At 55.9% G+C, this 19833-nt stretch carries 11 protein-coding genes; 2 read left to right on the top strand and 9 right to left on the bottom strand.

From position 1 onward, the window contains the following. Positions 1-36 precede the first annotated feature (36 nt). The 8 genes from recD to rmuC all read right to left on the bottom strand — a co-directional run bounded on the left by recD (position 37) and on the right by rmuC (position 17237). Positions 37-1950, bottom strand: coding sequence for an exodeoxyribonuclease V subunit alpha (gene recD, locus ACRRUX_RS17115; RefSeq protein WP_432532553.1), 1914 nt, complete (start codon positions 1948-1950; stop codon positions 37-39). Next, positions 1947-5801, bottom strand: coding sequence for a UvrD-helicase domain-containing protein (locus tag ACRRUX_RS17110; protein ID WP_432532603.1), 3855 nt, complete (start codon positions 5799-5801; stop codon positions 1947-1949). Before ACRRUX_RS17110 ends, recD begins: the two co-directional genes overlap by 4 nt. 38 nt (positions 5802-5839) lie before the next feature. Then, positions 5840-9346, bottom strand: coding sequence for an exodeoxyribonuclease V subunit gamma (recC, locus tag ACRRUX_RS17105; RefSeq protein ID WP_432532551.1), 3507 nt, complete (start codon positions 9344-9346; stop codon positions 5840-5842). A gap of 89 nt (positions 9347-9435) precedes the next feature. Then, positions 9436-11526, bottom strand: a complete 2091-nt coding sequence (locus ACRRUX_RS17100) for a transglutaminase TgpA family protein (protein ID WP_432532549.1) — start codon at positions 11524-11526, stop codon at positions 9436-9438. After that, the gene (locus tag ACRRUX_RS17095) at positions 11523-12488 is read right to left on the bottom strand and encodes a DUF58 domain-containing protein (protein ID WP_432532547.1); all 966 of its coding nucleotides are present in this window, start codon (positions 12486-12488) and stop codon (positions 11523-11525) included. Before ACRRUX_RS17095 ends, ACRRUX_RS17100 begins: the two co-directional genes overlap by 4 nt. After that, a complete protein-coding gene (locus ACRRUX_RS17090; RefSeq protein WP_432532545.1) occupies positions 12485-13393 on the bottom strand; it encodes an AAA family ATPase in 909 nt (302 codons plus the stop codon). Before ACRRUX_RS17090 ends, ACRRUX_RS17095 begins: the two co-directional genes overlap by 4 nt. 405 nt (positions 13394-13798) lie before the next feature. Continuing rightward, a complete protein-coding gene (locus tag ACRRUX_RS17085) occupies positions 13799-15718 on the bottom strand; it encodes a transglycosylase SLT domain-containing protein (protein ID WP_432532543.1) in 1920 nt (639 codons plus the stop codon). Positions 15719-15740: 22 nt separating this feature from the next. Then, entirely contained in the window at positions 15741-17237 is a 1497-nt protein-coding gene (gene rmuC / locus ACRRUX_RS17080; protein WP_432532541.1) for a DNA recombination protein RmuC, read from the bottom strand. Between the two features lie 199 nt (positions 17238-17436). Here rmuC and msrP point away from each other — a divergent pair, with 199 nt between their 5' ends. Further along, complete coding sequence (gene msrP / locus ACRRUX_RS17075; RefSeq protein WP_432532539.1) at positions 17437-18468, top strand: protein-methionine-sulfoxide reductase catalytic subunit MsrP; 1032 nt, start codon at positions 17437-17439, stop codon at positions 18466-18468. After that, positions 18468-19082 carry a protein-methionine-sulfoxide reductase heme-binding subunit MsrQ gene (gene msrQ / locus ACRRUX_RS17070; protein ID WP_432532537.1) on the top strand — a complete coding sequence of 205 codons (615 nt, stop codon included), beginning with the start codon at positions 18468-18470 and terminating at the stop codon, positions 19080-19082. The genes msrP and msrQ overlap by 1 nt, the downstream gene beginning before the upstream one ends. Positions 19083-19377: 295 nt before the next feature. On the opposite strand, the gene ACRRUX_RS17065 is transcribed toward msrQ, so the two are convergent. Next, positions 19378-19698, bottom strand: a complete 321-nt coding sequence (locus tag ACRRUX_RS17065) for a hypothetical protein (protein ID WP_432532535.1) — start codon at positions 19696-19698, stop codon at positions 19378-19380. Between the last annotated feature and the right edge of the window lie 135 nt (positions 19699-19833).

The following is a 19833-nucleotide window of genomic DNA, read 5'->3' as shown; positions in this document are numbered from 1 at the left end:
GGCGTGCCTGCTGTAATTCTGTGCAGTCGGTCACTGTTATTGATTGTCTGAGTCGCCCCACAGCCGGGCTGCCAGCCCGGAAGCCCTTAAGGTGCGCTGCATGCTGGCCCCCTCAAATACCCGGTGGCTACCCAGACAGGTAAAATGGCACTTGGCCCGGGTAATGGCGGTATACACCAGCTCTTTGGTCAGCAGCTGCCACTGAGCCGGACTCGGCGTGGGGGGCAGCACCAGGGCGACCGAGGCAAATTCGCTGCCCTGGGACTTATGCACTGTCATGGCAAAGCAGGTTTCGTGGCCCGGCAGGCGAGCCGGCAACACTTTGAGCACTGTCCCGTCGGCCTGAATAAAGTGTGCCATCAGGCGGCGGCTCTCGTGGCAGGGCAATATGATGCCGATGTCGCCATTGAACAGGCCAAGGTTGTAATCATTATTCTGAATGATCACCGGCCTGCCGGGATAAAACTCGCTGGTAGGGTTTATCAGACCGGCTTGTTTGAGCGCCGCTGTCACATGGGCATTGATACCTTCCACGCCAAACTCGCCGGCGCGGGTGGCACACAGGATGCGGTACTGGTTATACCGCTCAATAATCGCCTCGGGAGTGAAGTCCGGTCTGTGTATCACCTCAAGATAATCGCGGAATGCCTCACAGGCCTGTCTGAGCAACGATTCCAGCCCCTGACGCTGCGCGCCATGGTCTATCCATTCAAGCTCTGCAAATTCACCTTGCCAGGCGGCGCGGATGGCGGCTTTGTCACATTGATTGACCGCTTTGGCGAGCACACCAATGCCGGCATCGCCTTTAAATCTGTGGCTGTGGCGCAGCATGCACAGGTTGTTGCCTATGCCGGGGCTGGCGCTGACACAGGCGGTCAGATCCGCACGGGTGAGGCGCCCCAAGGCCGCGGCGAAGGTTTCTTCGTAGCGCATCTGCCAGTCATCGGCGGTTTTCAGACCGGCGCAGATATCCGCCAGCACGGCTCCGGCTTCCACCGAGGCCAGCTGATCCTGATCCCCCAGCAGGATCAGGCGGGCGTGGGCGGGCAGGGCATCGAGCAGCCGGTCCATCATGGGCAAGTCCACCATAGAGGCTTCATCGACGATCAGCAGATCCAGATGCAGCGGATTGCCACTGTGATGCCGGAACTGATGGGAGCCGGGGATCACCCCTAGCAGGCGATGCAGGGTTGCGGCTTCTTCGGGGATGGCGTCGATGGCGGTTAAATCCAGCTGCCCGGCGTAAGGCGAGAGTTCGCTTCGCAGCCGCTGTTTGGACGCCTTGATGGATTCGCTCAGCCGTGCTGCGGCTTTGCCTGTTGGGGCGACCAGACGTATGGTCATATCGCCGCTCAGGCACAATAACATCAATAGCTTGGTGACTGTGGTGGTTTTGCCTGTGCCGGGGCCACCGGTAATCACCGCGAACTGATTGCACACGGCGGTGGCAGTGGCCACTTTCTGCCAATCGATACCCTGCTGGCTGTTATCGGCAAACAGGACCTGCAGTGCCTGAGCGGTCTGCGCCCTGACGGTATAGCGGTTGGCGGCGGCCTGCAGCAGTCGGTTGGCGACCCGCTGTTCAAAGTCAAAGTAGCGCTTGAGGTACAGGCGGTTGCCATCGAGCACCAGAGGCGTGTTATCACCGCTTTGACCTACAGCACTGAAACCGGCAATGGCCGTGATCAGGGTGCTGATGTCTGCCTGGATACGGATGTCCGGGTTGCGCTGCCCAAACGGATTGTCCGGTACGATGGCGTCGATGGGCAGACAGGCGTGCTGCGCCGATAACTGGCGGCTCAGCAGTGCACAGATCACCGCAAACAATTCACCCTGGCCTGGGTGCATTGCGGCCATCTGCAGGGCAAAATGTCTATCCAGCGGCGTCAGCAGACGTTCCTGCTCCAGCTGTTTGAGCAGTGACTCCAGGGGCATGGTGGTGTGGATCATAAACTCAGCTCCCGTTGTTCATGGCGCATGGATTGATTGGCAGATTGGCCGCGAAGCAGGGCATCGAGCTCCTGAATAAGGGCCTGCTCGGGTTTATCGAAGAATACGCCACTGCCCGGATGGTCAGCGGACATTCCCCGTAAAAACAGATAGAAACAGCCGCCGATATGGCGGTCATAGTCATAGTCCGGCAGGCGGGTCTTAAGTAGCCGGTGCAGTGCCAGCGTGTAAAGAATGTACTGCAAATCATACCGGTGAGCGGCGATGGCGCGGCTCATATTGACCTGGGAATAGGCATCGAAGTCATCCCCAAGATGGTTGGATTTATAGTCGGCAATAAAATATTGTCCATGATATTCAAAGGTTAAGTCGATAAAGCCTTTGAGCATCCCGGCAAAGGCGTCGAATTTCAGCTCGCCGCCATAGCCGTATCGCTGCAGCAGTTTGCTCAGGGCTATGTCGCTCAGTGCTATGTTGTTCTGAGCCATATTGTTTTGCGCCAAATCACTTTGTTCAATAGCGTTGGTGGCGGGATCCACAGGGGCAGCGGTACCCGTGTGGCAGTCTCCCAGAGGCAGATAGAACTCCATCTCTACCAGTTTTTGCGATGGCTTAAGGGCGGCCAGCATCAGTGGCGTAGGAGCAGCACTGGTCTGAGACGGGATTGGCCCTCCGCTCAGGGGGGCATTCAATAAATCCAGATACCAGTCATTGAGAATATCCTGCCAGTGTTCGGCAATGCCGTATTGCGCCATGGCTGACGGCAGCACTTGCGGCAAATCGGCAGCGGCTTGGGTAAAGTCAATTTCTTCCAGCACCAGGTGCATGAAGGAGCCGGCATTGGCACCACGATCGAAACTGAAGCGGTTTGCCACAGGTTCCTGCTCCAGCGGCACAGAAACCTCTTCGGTGAGCTGCTCATCTCCGGCACCGGGCGAGGTTTGCTCATGGGGCAGGTGTTTCACCAGACCCGAATAACTGCCTACCCGCCAGGGCGTGGTACTGCGCGGCGCGGGTTCAAGCGCTGCGTAGTCAGCGATGTGCTGATCCCGGGCGGCGCGAAGGAGCGTCACGGCCGGCGAGTCGCTTATCTGCTGCAATGCCATCGCCGCCGGATGCGGCTGGCACAGCATGCCTGCGGCGTGCTGCAGATCGGCGAAGTAGCAGCTCTTGTCATTGATCCCCAGCAGATAGCCGATGGCCGTTTCATGCAGATAACTGTTGATACCGCTTTTGTTCATCCGGCAATGGTTGGTAATTGACAGGTAGCAGCGATACACGGGCCGGGTCAGTGCCACATAAAGCAGACGCAGATCTTCGGCAAGATTCTCGCGTTTGGCGGCTTCCCAGGCTTCGTCGCTGGCATCAAGATCCCACAGCAGGCGGTTGTGAGCGTGATACAGCATAGGCGATGGCCGGCGGCTGCCATCCCGCGCCAGGCTGACAAAAGGAATAAAGCACACCGGGTACTCAAGGCCCTTGCTTTTGTGGATGGTGACGATTTGCACCAGATTTTGCTCGCTGTCCAGACGCAGCTGCTGCTCTTCGGCGCCGCTGCTTTGGCTCAGCTCCTGCTCATACCAGTTCACCAGCGCGCTGATGCCATCGAGCTCAGTGGACTTTTGCTGCAACAGCTCGGCCAGATGACGAAAATCGGTCAGCTTGCGGTCGGCATCCACTGTGCCCGCCAATCGATGCAGCAGTTGATAGCGTTCGGCCAGCATCAGCAGAGCCGGCATCACGCCGCGGCGGCTCCAGTGTTCATGCAGCTGCATAAAGGCATCGAGAATGTCGCTGCGCAGATCTTCCGATTGATTGAATTGATGAATCGCCTGAGCATCGAAGCCCAGCAGCCGACAGGCCAGCGCCGAGCGAATGGCGCGCTCATCCCTGGGATTGGCCAGTGCCCGCAGGATAAGCAGCATCTCTTTGGCCTGCTCTGTCCCCAGAACGCTGTCACGGCTGAGAAATACCGCGCCTATGCCCCGGGTTTTAAGCGCCTGCTGCATCACGCCCGCTTCGTTGCGATCGCGCACCAGCACGGCAATATCCCTGGCTTTCAGTGCCCGCGCTTTATCGGCAAGCAGGCAGCAGCCGTCTTCGGCGGCGTTGAGCAGGCGGGCGATTTCTTCGGCGGCATCGGCGGCCAGCAGTTTACGGGCGCGGGTTTTGTTCAGCCCTTTGAGGTCATCTTCGGCCAGCAGCCGGATATTCAGTGCCCGGTTATCAGAATTTGGCTCTGTCAGCGTTTTGGCACCTTTATCCGCTGCGGCGACCGGCTCGAACGGGATCTCCTGACTGATAAACGGATCCTGGCTGTGCATAAACAGCGCATTGACGGCAGCCACCATCTGGCTTGCCGAGCGGAAGTTGGTGCCCAGATTGTAGTGATGGGGTGTGCCCTGACGGGCGCTGATGTAAGTGAAAATATCGGCACCACGAAAGGCATAAATGGCCTGTTTGGGATCGCCGATCATCAGCAGGGTGTGGTTGGCCTGGCCTTGTGTTGCCGAGTCATGCACCGCATCAGCTGGCATCAGCGCCTGGGCTGCTGCCGGATAGATACTGGAAAAAATACCATATTGCAGTGGGTCGGTATCCTGAAACTCATCGATAAGCGCTACCGGGAAGCGTCTGGCTATGCTGGCTCTGAGCCGCTCACCCAGCGCGCTGGTCAGTGCCTGAGCCTGAGCCTGAGCCTGAGCCTGAGCCTGTGGCTGCTCTGACTCCTGAGTATCGCTTCGTGCCAAACCCACGGCGCGGGCCAGAGTCAGCAGCAGATCGTCCGGGCTGAGCAGATTACGCTCGGCTTTCAGTTCATTGAATCTCTTGTCAATACGGATACGGGCTTCATACAGGAAGGCCGGCAGCAGATCTGTCAGCGTTTGGTTGAGCGTTTCAATCTGCGCCAGCAGCGGTGCCTGCTGCGCAGTGGGCAGCTCGCCGCCTTTTTTGAGTTTCAGTGACGACAGTGACAGTCCTGCCAGCAATTTGGTATCCGGCAAACCGGTCTGGAATCTGGCCCAGTTATCCATGCGTTCAAGCATGGCGGTGAGCTTCGGATAACCGTCAGTCTGCTTGCCATAACTGGTGCCATTGAGCGGCAGAGTGTGCAGCAGGGCTTCCAGCTCATCCCGGCCACTGGGCCAGGCCAGCTTCAGGCGGCTGATACTGGTACTTAGCTGCTGTTTTAAGGTCTCAAACGATGCAGGGATACGGCTGGCCTGTGCCTGACTGGCACCAAGCAGCGGCCGCAGTTGTCGGCCCAGATCATCCGGGGTGGCAAAGTTGGCGGCGATGGCGCCCGCCAGCGTTTCACTCAAGGGATAGCAGCTGGCACGCCAGTAATCGCGCACACTCTGGGCAAGATACTGGCTGTCATCCAGGGTAAATTCTGACTCAAACAGCAACGCCGACTCAAACGCCATGTCAGACAAAATTCGCTGACAAAAGCCGTGAATGGTGAAAATAGCGGCCTCATCCAGGGATTTGAGCGCCAGATCCAGCCGTTTAAGTGCCAGTGGCCGCTCCTGCTCAGGACAGTCATGATAGAGCTGCCTGATAAACTCATCTTCCACCGGCAGTCCGACAAAACACTGGAAACACAACCGGATGCGCCGCCGGATACGGTCGCGCAGCTCCTCGGTGGCGGCATTGGTGAAGGTCACCACCAGGATTTGTTCACAGGTCAGCGCTGCCCGGTCCGGCTGCCCCAGCAGCAATCGCAGGTACAGACCCGAGATAGTGTAGGTTTTGCCGGTACCGGCACTGGCCTCGATCAGCCGTCGGCCCTCAAGTGGCAGCGTTAGCGGATCCAGTGGCCTGGCCGTATTGGTGTTGCCCGCAGGCATTGCCTCAGGGGTATTGATGGGCGGATTGGCAGCGCTGCTCATGACTGGCCTCCTTCGACGTAATCAGCCAGTTTGTTGAGATTGTCGGTGTGATACAGACTCTTCATGGGGGTTAAAATGCTCTCTGCCAATGGACCAAAGCTGAGTGCTTCGTCGCCGAGGAAATCATCGGGGAAGCGGAACACCCGGGCGTTGAAAGGATCGGCACCATCGCCGTAACCGGCATCGTCAATCCACACTGACTCCAGCGATTCGATCAGCTCTGCGGGGGATTTATCTTCGTTGTCGGCATCATATTTGGCATCCAGCCAGGCCAGCGAGGTTTTGGCCATAAACGGCAATGGCTGTGCCAACCCGGTGAAATACAGCTGGCAAAGGTGCTGCAACCTGGCTTTTGCCTCCTCCTGTGCAATGGGCGTGAGGGCGTGGAAGTGGCCCATATCCAACAGGTAAGCGGGTTTATTCATGCCCATGGCACACAGACAAAGGTGGCACAGGTACAGACGCAGCAAGTCCTTGGGCTTGGTGGTTCCCGGGCGGATATTGACAAGTCCCTTGGGATACAGCTCGTCGATTCGGCCTACCAGATTGAATGAGCTGCCAGCATGGTGCAGCGGTATATTGATATCCACTGGCGTGGGCTTTGGAATTGCGCTGCGGGGTTCATAACCGCGCATATAGCGGGTACGCTCCACCACTGGGGCGATATCCCGGCGGTACTGAGTCAGCAGCAGGTTATCAAAGGGCGCCATAGGCAACCGGCCATCGGCCCTGACTCTGTCCAGCAATGCAGTGCTGACTTCACCATCTTCCCGGGCGAGTGCATCTTCTATCATCATCAGCTGCAGCTGATAGCGGTCAAGTGAATCCAGGGCAAAGGGTTCATCATCTTCAGTGGACTCAAGCTCCAGCGACAGATCAACTTTCAGTGACCGCTGGCAGAAATACTGCGCCGGACTGCGATAAAAGCGGATAAGGGATGACAGTTCCAGCTCGTCAGTTGCCTGACTGCCCAGCAACTGTCCCTCGCTGCTTTGCAGTGGCGCACTGACAAAGGGGCTTTCTGCGGCATCGCTGGTATCGACGGCAGCCGGACACCACTGCGGCGCGAAGCTGCGCGCCAGCGCGTCCTGATTATCGCTGTACAGGCGTGGGTCAAAGGGTTGCAGCGGCTGGTGGATTAGCAGTTTATCAAGCAGCGCGCAGGCGGCCTGCTCGCCTGCCCGTGCCAGGGCTTGCGCATCGGCATCAGCCAGGGCATTGAGGTCAACGTCCATCGGGCAAAAACACAGCTGACAGTATTCCAGTAATTCCGACACCAGCATCGAGGGAATGCGCTCGGCGTTGTCACGCTCGCTGTGACCTATATAGCTGATATAGAGCTGCTGGCGCGCGGACAGCAGCGCTTCCAGAAACAGGTATCTGTCATCCAGACGCCGTGAACGATCGCCGCGTCTTGCCCCATGATGGGCCATCAAATCAAATCCCACAGGATATTGCACCCTGGGGTACACGCCATCGTTCATCCCCAGCAGGCAGACAATTTTGAAGGGGATGGAGCGCATGGGCATCAGGGTGCAGAAGTTCACGCTGCCTGCCAGATAACGCTGGCCCACCCGGCTTTCACTGAGGCTGGCCGTGAACCACTGGCTGAGTACTTTCAGCGACAGCGCGCCGGTAAAGCCTGACTGCAGGGTTTCACCGCTGAATTTGTCGATGGCTTTGCGGATTTCGTTCAAATCGTCCCGTACACCGTCATCCTGAGGCAGCGCCAGGTAGAAGGTATCCAGAAGTTCGCTCAATTGGCTTACCCGCAGCCGCAGGTCGCCCTGCTGACAAAGCTGCTCGCGGGTGGCATCCAGTGCTTCAACAAAGTTCAGCAGCTTACCCAGCGCCTGCGCCGACTGGCCTTCAATCCCGGCCAGAGGCAGATCGCCCTGATACAGACTGGCATCATCCCCGAGGGCATAACCGAGGATCATCCGGCGGATCCCAAAGGCCCAGGAGTGCTTGTCAAAGGCCGGCAGCCCCTGTTGCTGACTGGCTTGTCGATCCCGTCCCCAGCGCACACCGGCGTGCTGCAGCCAGAGTTTTAGCTGCTCCAGCTCGTCGTCCTGAATATCAAATCTGGCCATTACCGCGGGCACTTCGAGGATGGACAACACCTCACTGAGGCCAAAGCGGCTGCGGTCCAGTGTCAGCAGATTCAAAAAGCTGCTGATAAGTGGCGATTCCTGCGCCGCGCCGCGATCGGCAATAGCGTACGCAATGGCATGTTTACCGGTGCGGGCGGAAAACACGGCATCAATGTAAGGTGCATAGGCCGCCACGTCCGGCAGCATCACCACTATGTCTCTGGGGCTCAGCTGTGGGTCACGTTTAAACAGGTGCAGCAGGTGATCATGCAGGGTTTCCACCTCCCGCAGTGGGCTGTGGCAACTGCGCAGAGTGATGGAGTCATCATCTGCGGCCAGTTTTTTGCGGCGCGCCAGATTCAGATAGCTGTCAACTGAGGTGCCCAGCGACTCACCCAGGGTTTCCATCTCCAGAATATCGCCCTGCACTGAGTGCAGCAGAGTGTCGTGGCGGGGCTCGGCATAAAACTCATGCAACTGCAGATGATCCGGTGCCAGCTCGAGCACCAAATCCAGCATTTCCCGGCCCATTTTACCGTTGTTGGCCAGCAGCGGATTACCGACATCCAGCGTTTGTTCCCAGTATTCGGGAAGTTGTTTCTTTTCGCTGTAGTTAAGCGCCATACGTGCGCGGGCTTTGGGGTCAACAATATCACCCCAGTAGTGCCGACAGGGGCTGAGACTGAGCATAAACACATCCATGCGACCGGCCAGCGCATAGAGCACATCCAGCGTCTGGGGCGCCATGGAGCTGATGCCAAACACAAACAGCCGCGGCGGCAGGGCAGAGATATCCTGCTGTGGATTGTTCAGCGCTTCTATCAGTGCCTGATGCAGATTGGCTCGGTGATAATGGCTCTGGCCGAGTGTCCGGTTATAGTCAACCAGCTCACACCACAGCTCGCTTTGCCAGCGCTGTGACGGCTCAAGCTCCAGCGGCTGCTGATCCTGCTCCCAGCCCAGGATCCAGTCGGGGCGATACACCAGGTATTGGTCAAAAATATCGGCGATCCGCCCGGCCAGCTGGTACAGCTTCAACTCCCGGTCATCACGCTGTGGACTGCCAAGGTAGTGACGCAGCGGGGCGAAATGCTCGCGCTCGATAAGCCCCGGCAAAATAGCCATCAGTTTCCAGGTCATGGCCGCCTTGGTAAAGGGGTTCTCTTTGGGGACGCCTTTCAGCAGCAAATAGCACAGTTGCCAGATAAAACTGGAGGGCAGCGGAAATTCCTGGGCGGCGGCGATGCCGTTATGACGGGCGATCTCCAGTCTCAGCCAGGTCGACATACCCGGGCTTTGCACCAGGATCTGATCCTGGGTCAGCAGTGGGGCATCACTGGGTAATGTCAGCAATTGCGCCAGCTTCTGTGACAGGCGCTCCATTTGGTTGGACTGGATATGATGCAGCATGAATGGCGTGAATGATGAACCAGAATGCCATTCTATGTGTTTGATTTGTCGTGTTCAATAAAGCCGGGATGGATTGCCCTGTTGCCTGACTATCTCGCTGCTTTTCCCGGCAATTCCCGCATCAGGGTCGGCGTTGAACGGTGCAGGGCGAGCAGCAGTAGCAGACGCTCTATCTGATTCAGGCACTGGCTCTTGAGCTCCGATTTTTGCTGGGGGGCCTGGGTAGGATCAAACATGAGGTGTTCCATCGCATCGGTGATGCGGGTAATGGCGTCCTGCCAGTGAGGGTTGAAGCGGCTGACTTTGGCCGCCACGGTTCTTGGGCCGTCACCATCGGTCAGTTCAACCCCCAGGCGTCTGAGTGCCTGCAATAATCTGTGATAGCGGCGCAGCAGCTTGTCCCGTCGCCGGGGGAGTCGCAATAAACCTGTATACCAGCCAAGCAAAACCAGCACGGCCAGAATACCGCCAAGCATCAACAGTCCGATACGCTCCGTCGAGGCGCTGCCCAGCAGTGCTTTGAGCATGCGGGTTTGCTTCTCGCCATTAAAGCCCAGTACCCAGACGCTCCAGTAATAGTCCAGACTGCTCAGGTACAGGCGCCACTGATCCAGCCAGGGCCAGTTTTTTAGTCTCAGACTGGAGAGTGGGTTGTCCAGCAGATAGCTTTCTTCGGGCGAAAACAGCGCATCGAATCCATCCAGCACCCGCTCCGGCGCGACCATGGCGGTGGGATCAAAGCTGACCCAGCCACGTTCAGGCAACCAGATCTCAGTCCAGGCATGTGCCATGTACTGATACACGCTGACATAGCCTGCGGTGGCATTGTATTCGCCGCCCTGATAGCCGGTGACCATCCGGGCCGGCAGGCCACTGGCACGGGCCAGTACCACCAGTGCGCTGGCATAGTGGACACAAAAGCCGGCGCGATTATCGAACAGGAAGTCATCAACCTGATTAACCCCGGTTGCCGGCGGTGACAGCGTATAAAAATAGGGCTGGGCTGCGAAGTGGTTCATCATCTGCTGAACCCTTATCGCGGGGTGGGGATATTGCCGGGCCAGTTGCTGTCCCCATTCCCGGGTGCGGGGGTTGCTGTCAGGCGGTAAATACAGATTCTGCTGACGCTCTGCCACGCTGAGCCGCTGGTCGCGGATCGCGTCGAAATAGCTGGTGACTTCATAACCAAATTGCTGCTCCACGCGGCGTTTGGCGAACAATCTGGCATCGGCCAGGTTGACCACGCCCCGACTGTCGCTGTAGCCCAGATCCAGAGAAAACAGCCAGTGAGTGCCGCTTGGCTCGGCGATCACCTGATAGGAGAGGCCGTATCCCTTGGGGGCGCGCCGCTGGTTGGCGATGGCCGGTGTGTTGGCCTGCAGCGCTTTTATCGTTGGGTTCTGATTCCATGCTTTGCCATCGTAACTGTCCAGTACCAGCGCCCGCCAATAGAGTTGTTCATTGGGGGGCACATCGCCATAGAAAGTCGCCCGAAAAGCCAGTTGTGCGCTGCGGGTGAGGTTGCGGATATCACCCGGACGAACGGTATCTGACAGACCCGTGGTGGCTTTATTGGTATCCGGTACCATCCACAATGGCGAGAATCTCGGCAGCACCAGAAACAACAGCGCTGCCAGCGGCAGACTCAGCAGCGTGATGGTCAGGGCGCCGGTCAGCGGATCCAACGGCCGGGTTTTACCCTGATACAGGCTGATAAGCCCGGCAGTATTGACCACAGTGACCAGCAACAGATGCAAGGTACTGAGGATGGATTGATTGTTGACAAAGGTCAGGGCGATCAGAAAGTAGCCCACCAGAATAATGGCTTTGACATCACGCCGCTGGCGCATCTCGATGAATTTGAGCGCATAGCCGAGGATCAGCAAATTGATAAGCGTACTCAGCGTGCCCAGCTGGCCGGTGATCAGCAGCAGTGTTGCCGCTGATGCCATGGCCAGCACACTGACCAGCAATCTGGGCGGACGGGCAACCTTGCCCAGAAAGATACCGATGCGCCAGACAAAACAAATGGCGCAGATGGCCAGGGTCCAGGGGGTCAGTTCATCGTATAGCGGAGTCAGCACCGCCAGATTGATGACCAGCAGCCAGAAAGAGGTGATGCGGGGGATCAGCTCCTGGGCCATGGGGAGAGGAGGCGGGCGTCGGGAAAATGGGTTCATGACTGTCCTCCCCGATACAGCGCAATCGCTTCCTGACAGGCCAAGCGGTGTGCTTCACCGGTTCCCGGTCCCAGAGTGATGCTGATCAGCGACAGACCAAATATTTGCTTGTCCCGACTGAGATTGTCCACCAGATATCCCAGCGCACTGAGGTGCTGCTCCAGCGCCTGCTCATCCGGCAAGGTGAGCCAGATAGCATTGCCATGGGGCTGTTCAAATTGTTTTATCAGCATTCCCCGGCCCTGCGCGACCTGTTTCCAGGCAATCTGTTTGGGGGATTCGCCGGGGATATAGTCTCTCAGGCCACTGAATTCATCGACACCGGCAACCCGGGTACCACTTTGCAGATCCCTTTGTCCCGCCTGTCCTGTGTAGCGTTTTGCATGTTCCGGTTTGATTGGGGCGGCAAATACCAGTGGCTCCACCGCCATATCCAGATGCGACCAGGCCCGGCACAATCCCATGGGGTAGCAGGAGGAGACTTTCAGCCGTCCCGGTGTTAACCGACCCCGCAGGGTCTGGCGGATAGCCACCAGTACCTGCAAAGGATGACCGGTAATTCTGGGAATTTCAGTGGTCTGGTTACCGGGATAAGCCAGTTCAATTTGCCAGCCGGCGTGGCGGGCATCGAGCTGGATAGGCATAGCCAGGGTCTCGCCGGCATAAACCTGGGCAGGCAAGCCGGATTTCAGCGTCAGTCCCGCCAGATTGCGGTAGCCGAAGATAAGACAGGTATTGAAAATACTGCCCATGATCAGTGACAGGGCGATCACCAGGTTGTTCTGATAGTTGGTGCCGAATAAAAACAGCAGCACCACCAACAGCAGCCAGAAGATGCCAAAGGCGGTGGGCAAAATAAAAATGCCGTTATGGGACAGGGTATGCTGTCTGGCCGCCGGCAGCTTATAGTCAAGCCAGCGCTGCCACAGCCCTTTGCTTTGCCTGCGGCTGATACTGTTCATTGGATCGGGTTGACTTCAGTAAGAATGCGACTGCAGATGGCCTCACCCTGGGCCTGGCTGCTGGATCGCATCCGGTGCTGGGCTACCGGCGTAAACACGGCCTGAACATCTTCCGGGATAAGATAGCTGCGTCCCTGGATCAGTGCCCAGGCTTTTGCTGCCTGCAGCAGCGCTTTACTGGCCCGGGGGGACAGCCCATAACCTTCATTTTGTTGTCTGGAGGTTTCTACCAGAGACAGCAGGTATTTCAGCAGCGCATCCGAGACGGATATTTTATCGACCTGTTCCTGCAGTTTCAGCAGCTCTGCCGGTGACAAACACTGGGGCAGAGTATCGCGATAACCTGTCAGTCCTTCGCCCTTGAGCATCGCCATTTCTGCATCCATAGAGGGATAGCCGATGGAAATGCGCATCAAAAACCGATCCAGCTGAGATTCAGGCAGGGGAAAGGTGCCCGACTGCTCTATGGGGTTTTGGGTGGCGATAACAAAAAATGGGGTAGGTAACGGGTAGGTGCTGCCATCGACGGTGATCTGATGCTCGGCCATGGCTTCGAGCAGGGCGGACTGGGTCTTGGGGCTGGCGCGGTTAATCTCATCGGCCAGCACCATCTGGCGGAAGATGGGCCCGGGATGAAATGCAAACTGCCCCTGATGTTTGTCAAAGATGGTCACTCCGAGAATATCGGCAGGCAGCAGATCGCTGGTGAACTGAATACGCTGATAACTGAATCCCAGACTCTGGGCCATCGCCTGGGACAGACTGGTTTTTCCCATGCCGGGCAGATCTTCAATCAACAAATGACCGCGGGCAAGAATGCAGGTTACCGCCAGTTTGATATGCTCGGGTTTGCCCAGCAACACCTGCTCCAGCTGGCCAACGAGTCGCTTGATTTGCTCTGACATCTTCCCTCCCGGAAGTCGGCCATTTGCCTGATTGAGTTCCCTGATATCGTCGCCGGCCAATACTCTCTGCCATCTGTATCGAAACGGTAACTGACAACATAAACAGCAGACCGGCTCAGTATGCGCTTTCTTCTGTGCTGCCGGATATTGCCTGTTTGGGCAATTTAACTTACTGATGTTGAGATTAAATTTTGAACCATGATGAGGTGTTTTTCAAAAAAGTTGCGGTCACAGGGCGAAGGTCTGGCTGATTTCTGCAAGCCGGATATCAGTACGTCACTGTCGGGATGTCGATTACCATCAGGTCGAATTGTCAACGGGCCTGCCATGCGGGTCCCATGTCCGGGACCCGCGTCTGAGGTGACTGATCAACGATTTGGTTGTGGAGGCGTTGGTTGTGGTGGCTCAGTAGCGACGGGACTGCTCGATGTCTGACAGCAGCGGCGTGACAGGCTTGTTGGCCAGCTGCTCGTATATGAGGCGATAGCTGAACACTGCCTGCACATACTCCCGGGTTTCCCTGAATGGGATGGACTCGATAAAACTGATGGCATCCAACTGATTATTGCTGCGTTCAAGCCAGGCGTTTACCCGGTGAGGACCGGCGTTATAAGCTGCAGTGGCAAGGATTCGGTTATTGTCAAAACGTGCCAGCAGGCCGCTGTAATAGGCGCTGCCGAGGGTGACATTCAGCGGCACATCGAACAGGTCGCTCTCTTTGCGGTAATTCAGATTATGTTTGTTTGAGGTTTGTTTGGCGGTCGCAGGCATCAACTGCATCAGTCCACGGGCACCAACCCCGGAGCGGGCATGGCTGAAAAAGGCGCTTTCACGCCGGGCGATGGCTCTGATCTCATCAGCATTGACCTGAAATTCTTTGGCGGCAGATTCAAACTGACGGTCGTGGGCGAAAGGGAAACGCTGGCTGACATGATCCCACAGCTTGCCCTGAATAGTGCCCTCCACACCCATGGCGTGCCATTGGCGATCACCGGCCATCAGGGTTAACTGCTCCCTGGCCTCAGGCTCTGAGCGCATCAGCAGCTGTTGCCATTCAGTGCGAACATCAAACGGCTTGTTCAGCGCCTGCAGCTCAACGATCCGCAGCCATGCCGGGTCCTTGCTTAATTCGGCTTGCACATCCGCTGCCGCTTCCGGTCCTTTACTGTTCAGGGCGATGGGCTGACCCACTGTGTTGGCGGCAAGAAAACCGTAGAAATTACGCTCTTTGGCCAGTTCGGACAGTGCAATGTTGCGTCTGGCTTCGTCAGCCTGAGTGATTGCTTGCCAGTATTGCCAGCGGGCGCTGGCCTTACCTGTGTCACTCAGCAGAGGCAGCAGTTGCCTGACTTTGTCCTGATCTCCATTGCGGATGGCCCAGCGCAGGCGCATTTCCACCAGATCGTCCGAGCCGATGGCCGCCAGTTGAGCGTCAACATAGTCCGCCAGCGATTCTTCCTGATTGAGCAGCGCCCGGCGCACCAGGGTGCGTCTGAGCTTTTTGATTTGATAGTCACTGAAACGCCCGGCTTTGCGGTATTTGTCATACAGGGTGATCGCCTGTGGCAGGTCCTTGCGTGACAGTTTGCTCAATCCTGCGACGACAGTGTCGCTCCAGGCAGTACCTTTTGCCGTGTAATCAGAGAGATGACGCAGTTTACGCGGATCGCGATAGAGCTCCAGCAGCGCCTCGGCCTGGGCTTTTTGGCCGGTGACCTTACGCGACAGCCAATGCAGCAGTGAATACTGACCGGCATCAAATGCCAGCAACATGCGCTGCCAAATCAGTCCCTGAGTCCGCTGACCGGCTTTGGTCCAGTCGTTGAACAGAGGATCGCAGGCTTTGGGCCGGGAATATCCATAGAGCCAGAGTTGTCTTGCACCTTTCCACGCAAGCTTGCTGTCGCCGGTCTGTTGTTTGGCGCGGTAGAAGTAACACTGCAGCTCGGTGTCCCGGGGAAGTTGGGGGCTGATGGCGAGAAAGTCTTTCCAGCGTGCCTGGCTGCCAGCCTGCTGCAGGTATCTGTGCTTCAACGGGTTATACAGTGGGGTCTGGGCAAACGCCGCCAGCGACACTGCCGCCTGCGGGCCACTCTGACGATAGATATCATCCTGTTTATCGTGGTAATCCAGATAAACATTGAGAGGATAGTCTCCCAGGATGGCACGCAGCGCCTGATATTTGTTGCGATCACCCTCATCCAGAGCCTGTTTGGCGTCCAGATAGGTTTGCTGCGATGGGCTCAATGTATTTGCCTGTGGATCGGTCATACCGATCAGACACAGACTGATCCCTCCCAGAATGCCAACCAACTGTCTGCGCATGCTTCATCCTACCTCTTGGGCATTAACTGCCGGTATGCTCTTCGTCATCATCCCTGATGGCGCCTTCAAGCAGGTTTGCGTCAAACTGCTTGCTGGCGGTGGCACCCAGTTGCTTCATCTGATGGGCCTGACGAATAAGGTTTCCTTTGCCGGTGGACAAGCGGTTCATCGCATTCTGATAGCTGCGCTGGGCGGTATCCAGACTACGACCGAGCTTATCCATCTCCTCCACATAGCCACACAGCTTATCGTATATCCGACCAGCCTGTCTGGCGATAATCTGGGCGTTTTGATTCTGATGTTCATAACGCCAGATGTTGTTAATGGTACGCAGTGCCACCAATAAATTGGTTGGACTGACCAACATGATATTTTGTTCCAGTGCCAGATTAACCAGTTGCGGATCTTCTTCAATCGCCAGCAAAAACGCCGGCTCAATGGGGATGAACATCAGCACATAATCCAGGCTTTTGAGACCATGCAGATGTTGGTAATCCTTCTGCCCCAGCCCCCGGATATGGCTGCGCACTGATATCACATGCTCCCTGAGCACCTGGGCTTTTTCGTGCTCGTCCTGACTGTTGAAGTATCTCTCGTAGGCCACCAGCGACATCTTGGCGTCAATCACCACATGCTTATCCTGGGGGAGATGCACTATCACATCAGGTTTAAAGCGTTTGCCCTGATCATTTTTGAGGTCTGTCTGAGTGTGATATTCGTGACCTTCGCGCAGACCACTTTCCTGCAATACCCGCTCGAGGATCACTTCGCCCCAGTTACCCAATTGCTTGTTGTCACCTTTGAGTGCCTGGGTAAGATTAATGGCGTCCTGACTCATTCTCAGGTTCATGGCCTGCAGCTGCTCCAGCTGGAATTTAAGAGAATGGCGTTCGGTCTGGGCCAGTTGATTGGATTCACTGATCTGTTGGCGAAAGCCATCCAGCTGCTGTTTGAGCGGACCAAGCACACCATCGAGCTGATGCACATTCTGGGCACGAAAACTTTCGCTGCGTTCCTCAAAAATTTTCTGTGCAAGGTGTTCAAACTGCGTTTTTAACCGGGATTCTGCCGATTCCAGCAGCGCAATCTTATCCTGCAGAGCATTTTCCTCTGCCTGAAATTTCACCGCCAGCTGCTCACCCCGGGCCTGTTCGCGGCTGAGGGCCAGCTGCAGCTCACCGATACTGCGTGTGGCGTCATCCAGCAGGTGTTCTGTTCGCGTCAGACGTTCGCTGCGCTCTGCCAGTTTTCCCAGTTCAACCGATTGTTTTTCCAGCCGTTGTCGACAAAAATGTAATTCATCGGTGAGCTGATCCTGCAACTGTTGCGTATGTTCCAGCTCCTGTTGCAGTGACAACTGTTCGCTGTTGTGCAGTTCACTCAACTGATCTTTGGCGGCCTGCCAGCGGGTGCGGGTCAATTTTTGATTTAGCAGGGCTCCCAGCATCAGAAACAGCAGGGCAACTGCGCTGAGGATAAGCAGATTGGTGATGGAGAACTGAGTGAAGTCTGTTGGCATCCCTGGGCTCAAAACTGATTGAAAATATTGTTATTCGTTAAAGCTTGGCATGGCACAGCCCCGCTCTTCAAGTCGTGACGGATTATTTGCACAACTTATCTTCAGATACCCCTGTTAAGGGCAGTATTTTGCCTGGATGCAGAAAGATTTTCGGCCGTTTGACTGTCTACTCATCAAAGTCCGGTAAGTGAGGCGTGTTATGAAAGGAAGATTTACCTCTGGTCTTATGAAAAAAGCTCCCTGGCAGCTGAGCGAAAACGAGGTGACACCGCGGGAAGTGTTGCGTGACCGGCGACAGATCATCAAGGCGCTGGGATTGGGGGCCATTGGTGCCAGTATCCCGGGTTATGTGCAGGCTGGATTGTTCGATCTGTTTGGTGAGCAAACGCCCGCACCTGAGTTTGTGACCACGCCGCTGACCTATATCAAGCCCGCCCTCTATCAAAGTGACGATGAAACTCTGACTCCCTATGAAAAAGTGATTGGTCACAATAACTTTTATGAGTTCGGCACCGATAAGGCTGATCCTGCTGCCAATGCCCAGGGGCTTAAAGTGGATCCCTGGATACTGAAGGTTGAAGGGGAGGTGGATACGCCCCTGACCCTGAGCTATGACGACCTGTTCAAGTTTGCGCTTGAGGAGCGTATCTATCGCCTCAGGTGTGTTGAGGCCTGGTCGATGGTGATCCCCTGGGTTGGGTTTCCCCTGGCCGCCCTGCTGAAAAAGGCCGGGGTCAAACCTGAAGGGAAATATGTTGCCTTTGAGACCCTGTTTGATCCGGAGCAGCTTCCCGGGCAGCGCAACCGGCTGATGGGCGGCGGTATTCATTACCCCTATGTTGAAGGCCTGACCATTGCCGAGGCGGGCAATGAACTGAGTTTTCTGGCGGTCGGGCTGTACGGTAACACCTTGCCGCCCCAGAATGGCGCGCCGATACGTCTGGTCGTTCCCTGGAAATATGGCTTCAAGAGTATCAAGTCGGTGGTGACTATCAGAGTTACCCAGCGTCAGCCACCAACTAGCTGGAATCAATTGGCGCCACATGAATATGGCTTTTTGGCCAATGTGAACCCACTGGTCGATCATCCCAGATGGTCCCAGGCGAGCGAACGACGGATTGGCGCGGGCGGGCTGTTTTCCGCAACCCGCATTCCCACGCAGATGTTCAATGGGTATGGTGAACAGGTGGCGCATCTTTATCAGGGCGTGGATTTGAGGAAGCATTATTGATGGTGATGACCCGGACCCGGTTAGTGTGGCTGAAAGCCATGATGCATCTGGCGGCACTGGCTCCGCTGGTGTGGTTGGCGCTGGCGGTGCAGGCTGGAGCGCTGGGAGCTGAACCGGTGGAGCGAATTATTCATTTCACCGGTATCGGCGCCCTGAATCTGCTGGTGCTGACTCTGTTGGTTTCGCCATTGGCGCGCTATGCCAAAATGGGATACCTGATGCAAACCCGGCGTCTGCTCGGTCTATATTGTTTCAGTTATGCCAGTCTACATATTCTGGCGTATCTGGCACTGGATCTGTTATTCGATGTCAGCTTATTAGTCAATGAGCTATGGGAGCGACCATATATTGTGGTTGGTGCCGTCAGTTATTTCATTTTATTGGCACTGGCAATCACTTCGGTCAATACATTAAGAGCCAGAATGGGGCGACGCTGGCAACGATTGCACAATCTTATTTATCTGTGCGCCATATTAATTCCGCTGCATTTTTACTGGTCACTGAAATCCGGCTGGCTGGAGCCTGCGATTTATGCGGTGATACTGATGCTGTTACTGGGATTACGTAAGCCGGTACGCCGGTGGTTGATACTGATGCCGGTTAAGGGAAGGTGAGAATAAGTCCCGTGCGTGCTCTGCGAGTGCTGACAGCGCAAGATGCGCGGCGCAGTTTGAAGTTTATGGCCTAGTCATTAGCAAAAACTGCAACAAAGCAGCCAGGGCTGTCAGCCTCGCCCGAAAGGAATCGCCATTGCTTTGGTATTCAGCTTTGAAAGGCAAGCAGCCTTCTTTTATCTGAATACCTCGCACTGGCTTTTGCTCATAAGCCAGTGTGCCGCGAGGACTTATTCGCACCTGCCTTAAGCATGGCTGAGTGTATAAAAACGGCCTCAACTGAGGGCGTTTTTTATTATTTGTTATTTTCTACTCTGGCCATCAGGTCAATCACATCCTGATAGGACATATTCCATTCGCGGGATAAATTAATAATTTTGGTTTTATAGGTTTGAATATGTTCCTGCTGTGCCAGACTTTCTTTTTTGTTGCGCACAGCGTCATTAACTACTTCCTGCAACAGTTCCAGACGGCGCAGGCTGTAATCCAGCGAATCAATATATTTCGCCATCTGCTGTTTATTTCTTGCCTGCTCTAAATCCGTTGAGTGTTTTTTATCGTATCCGTACTGATCCAATGCCGCCAGGGCATTTTGTAAATCAAGTTCTTTTGTCATGTTGGTTTCACTATGGGAAAAGATGCGAGACCGTAAAAAGGTCAGGAATAGACTGCAATCATGTTGTAGAGCATAAAAATATCAATTGCGCCATCCTTCATTCGGCGCAAATTATAGTCACTTGTGAGAACTAAA

The sequence above is a fragment of the Shewanella sp. GXUN23E genome (genome assembly GCF_050865035.1).
GTDB lineage: Bacteria > Pseudomonadota > Gammaproteobacteria > Enterobacterales > Shewanellaceae > Shewanella.
The sequence above is the reverse complement of the archived record's forward strand: the minus strand, read 5'-3'. Positions and strand labels throughout refer to the sequence as shown.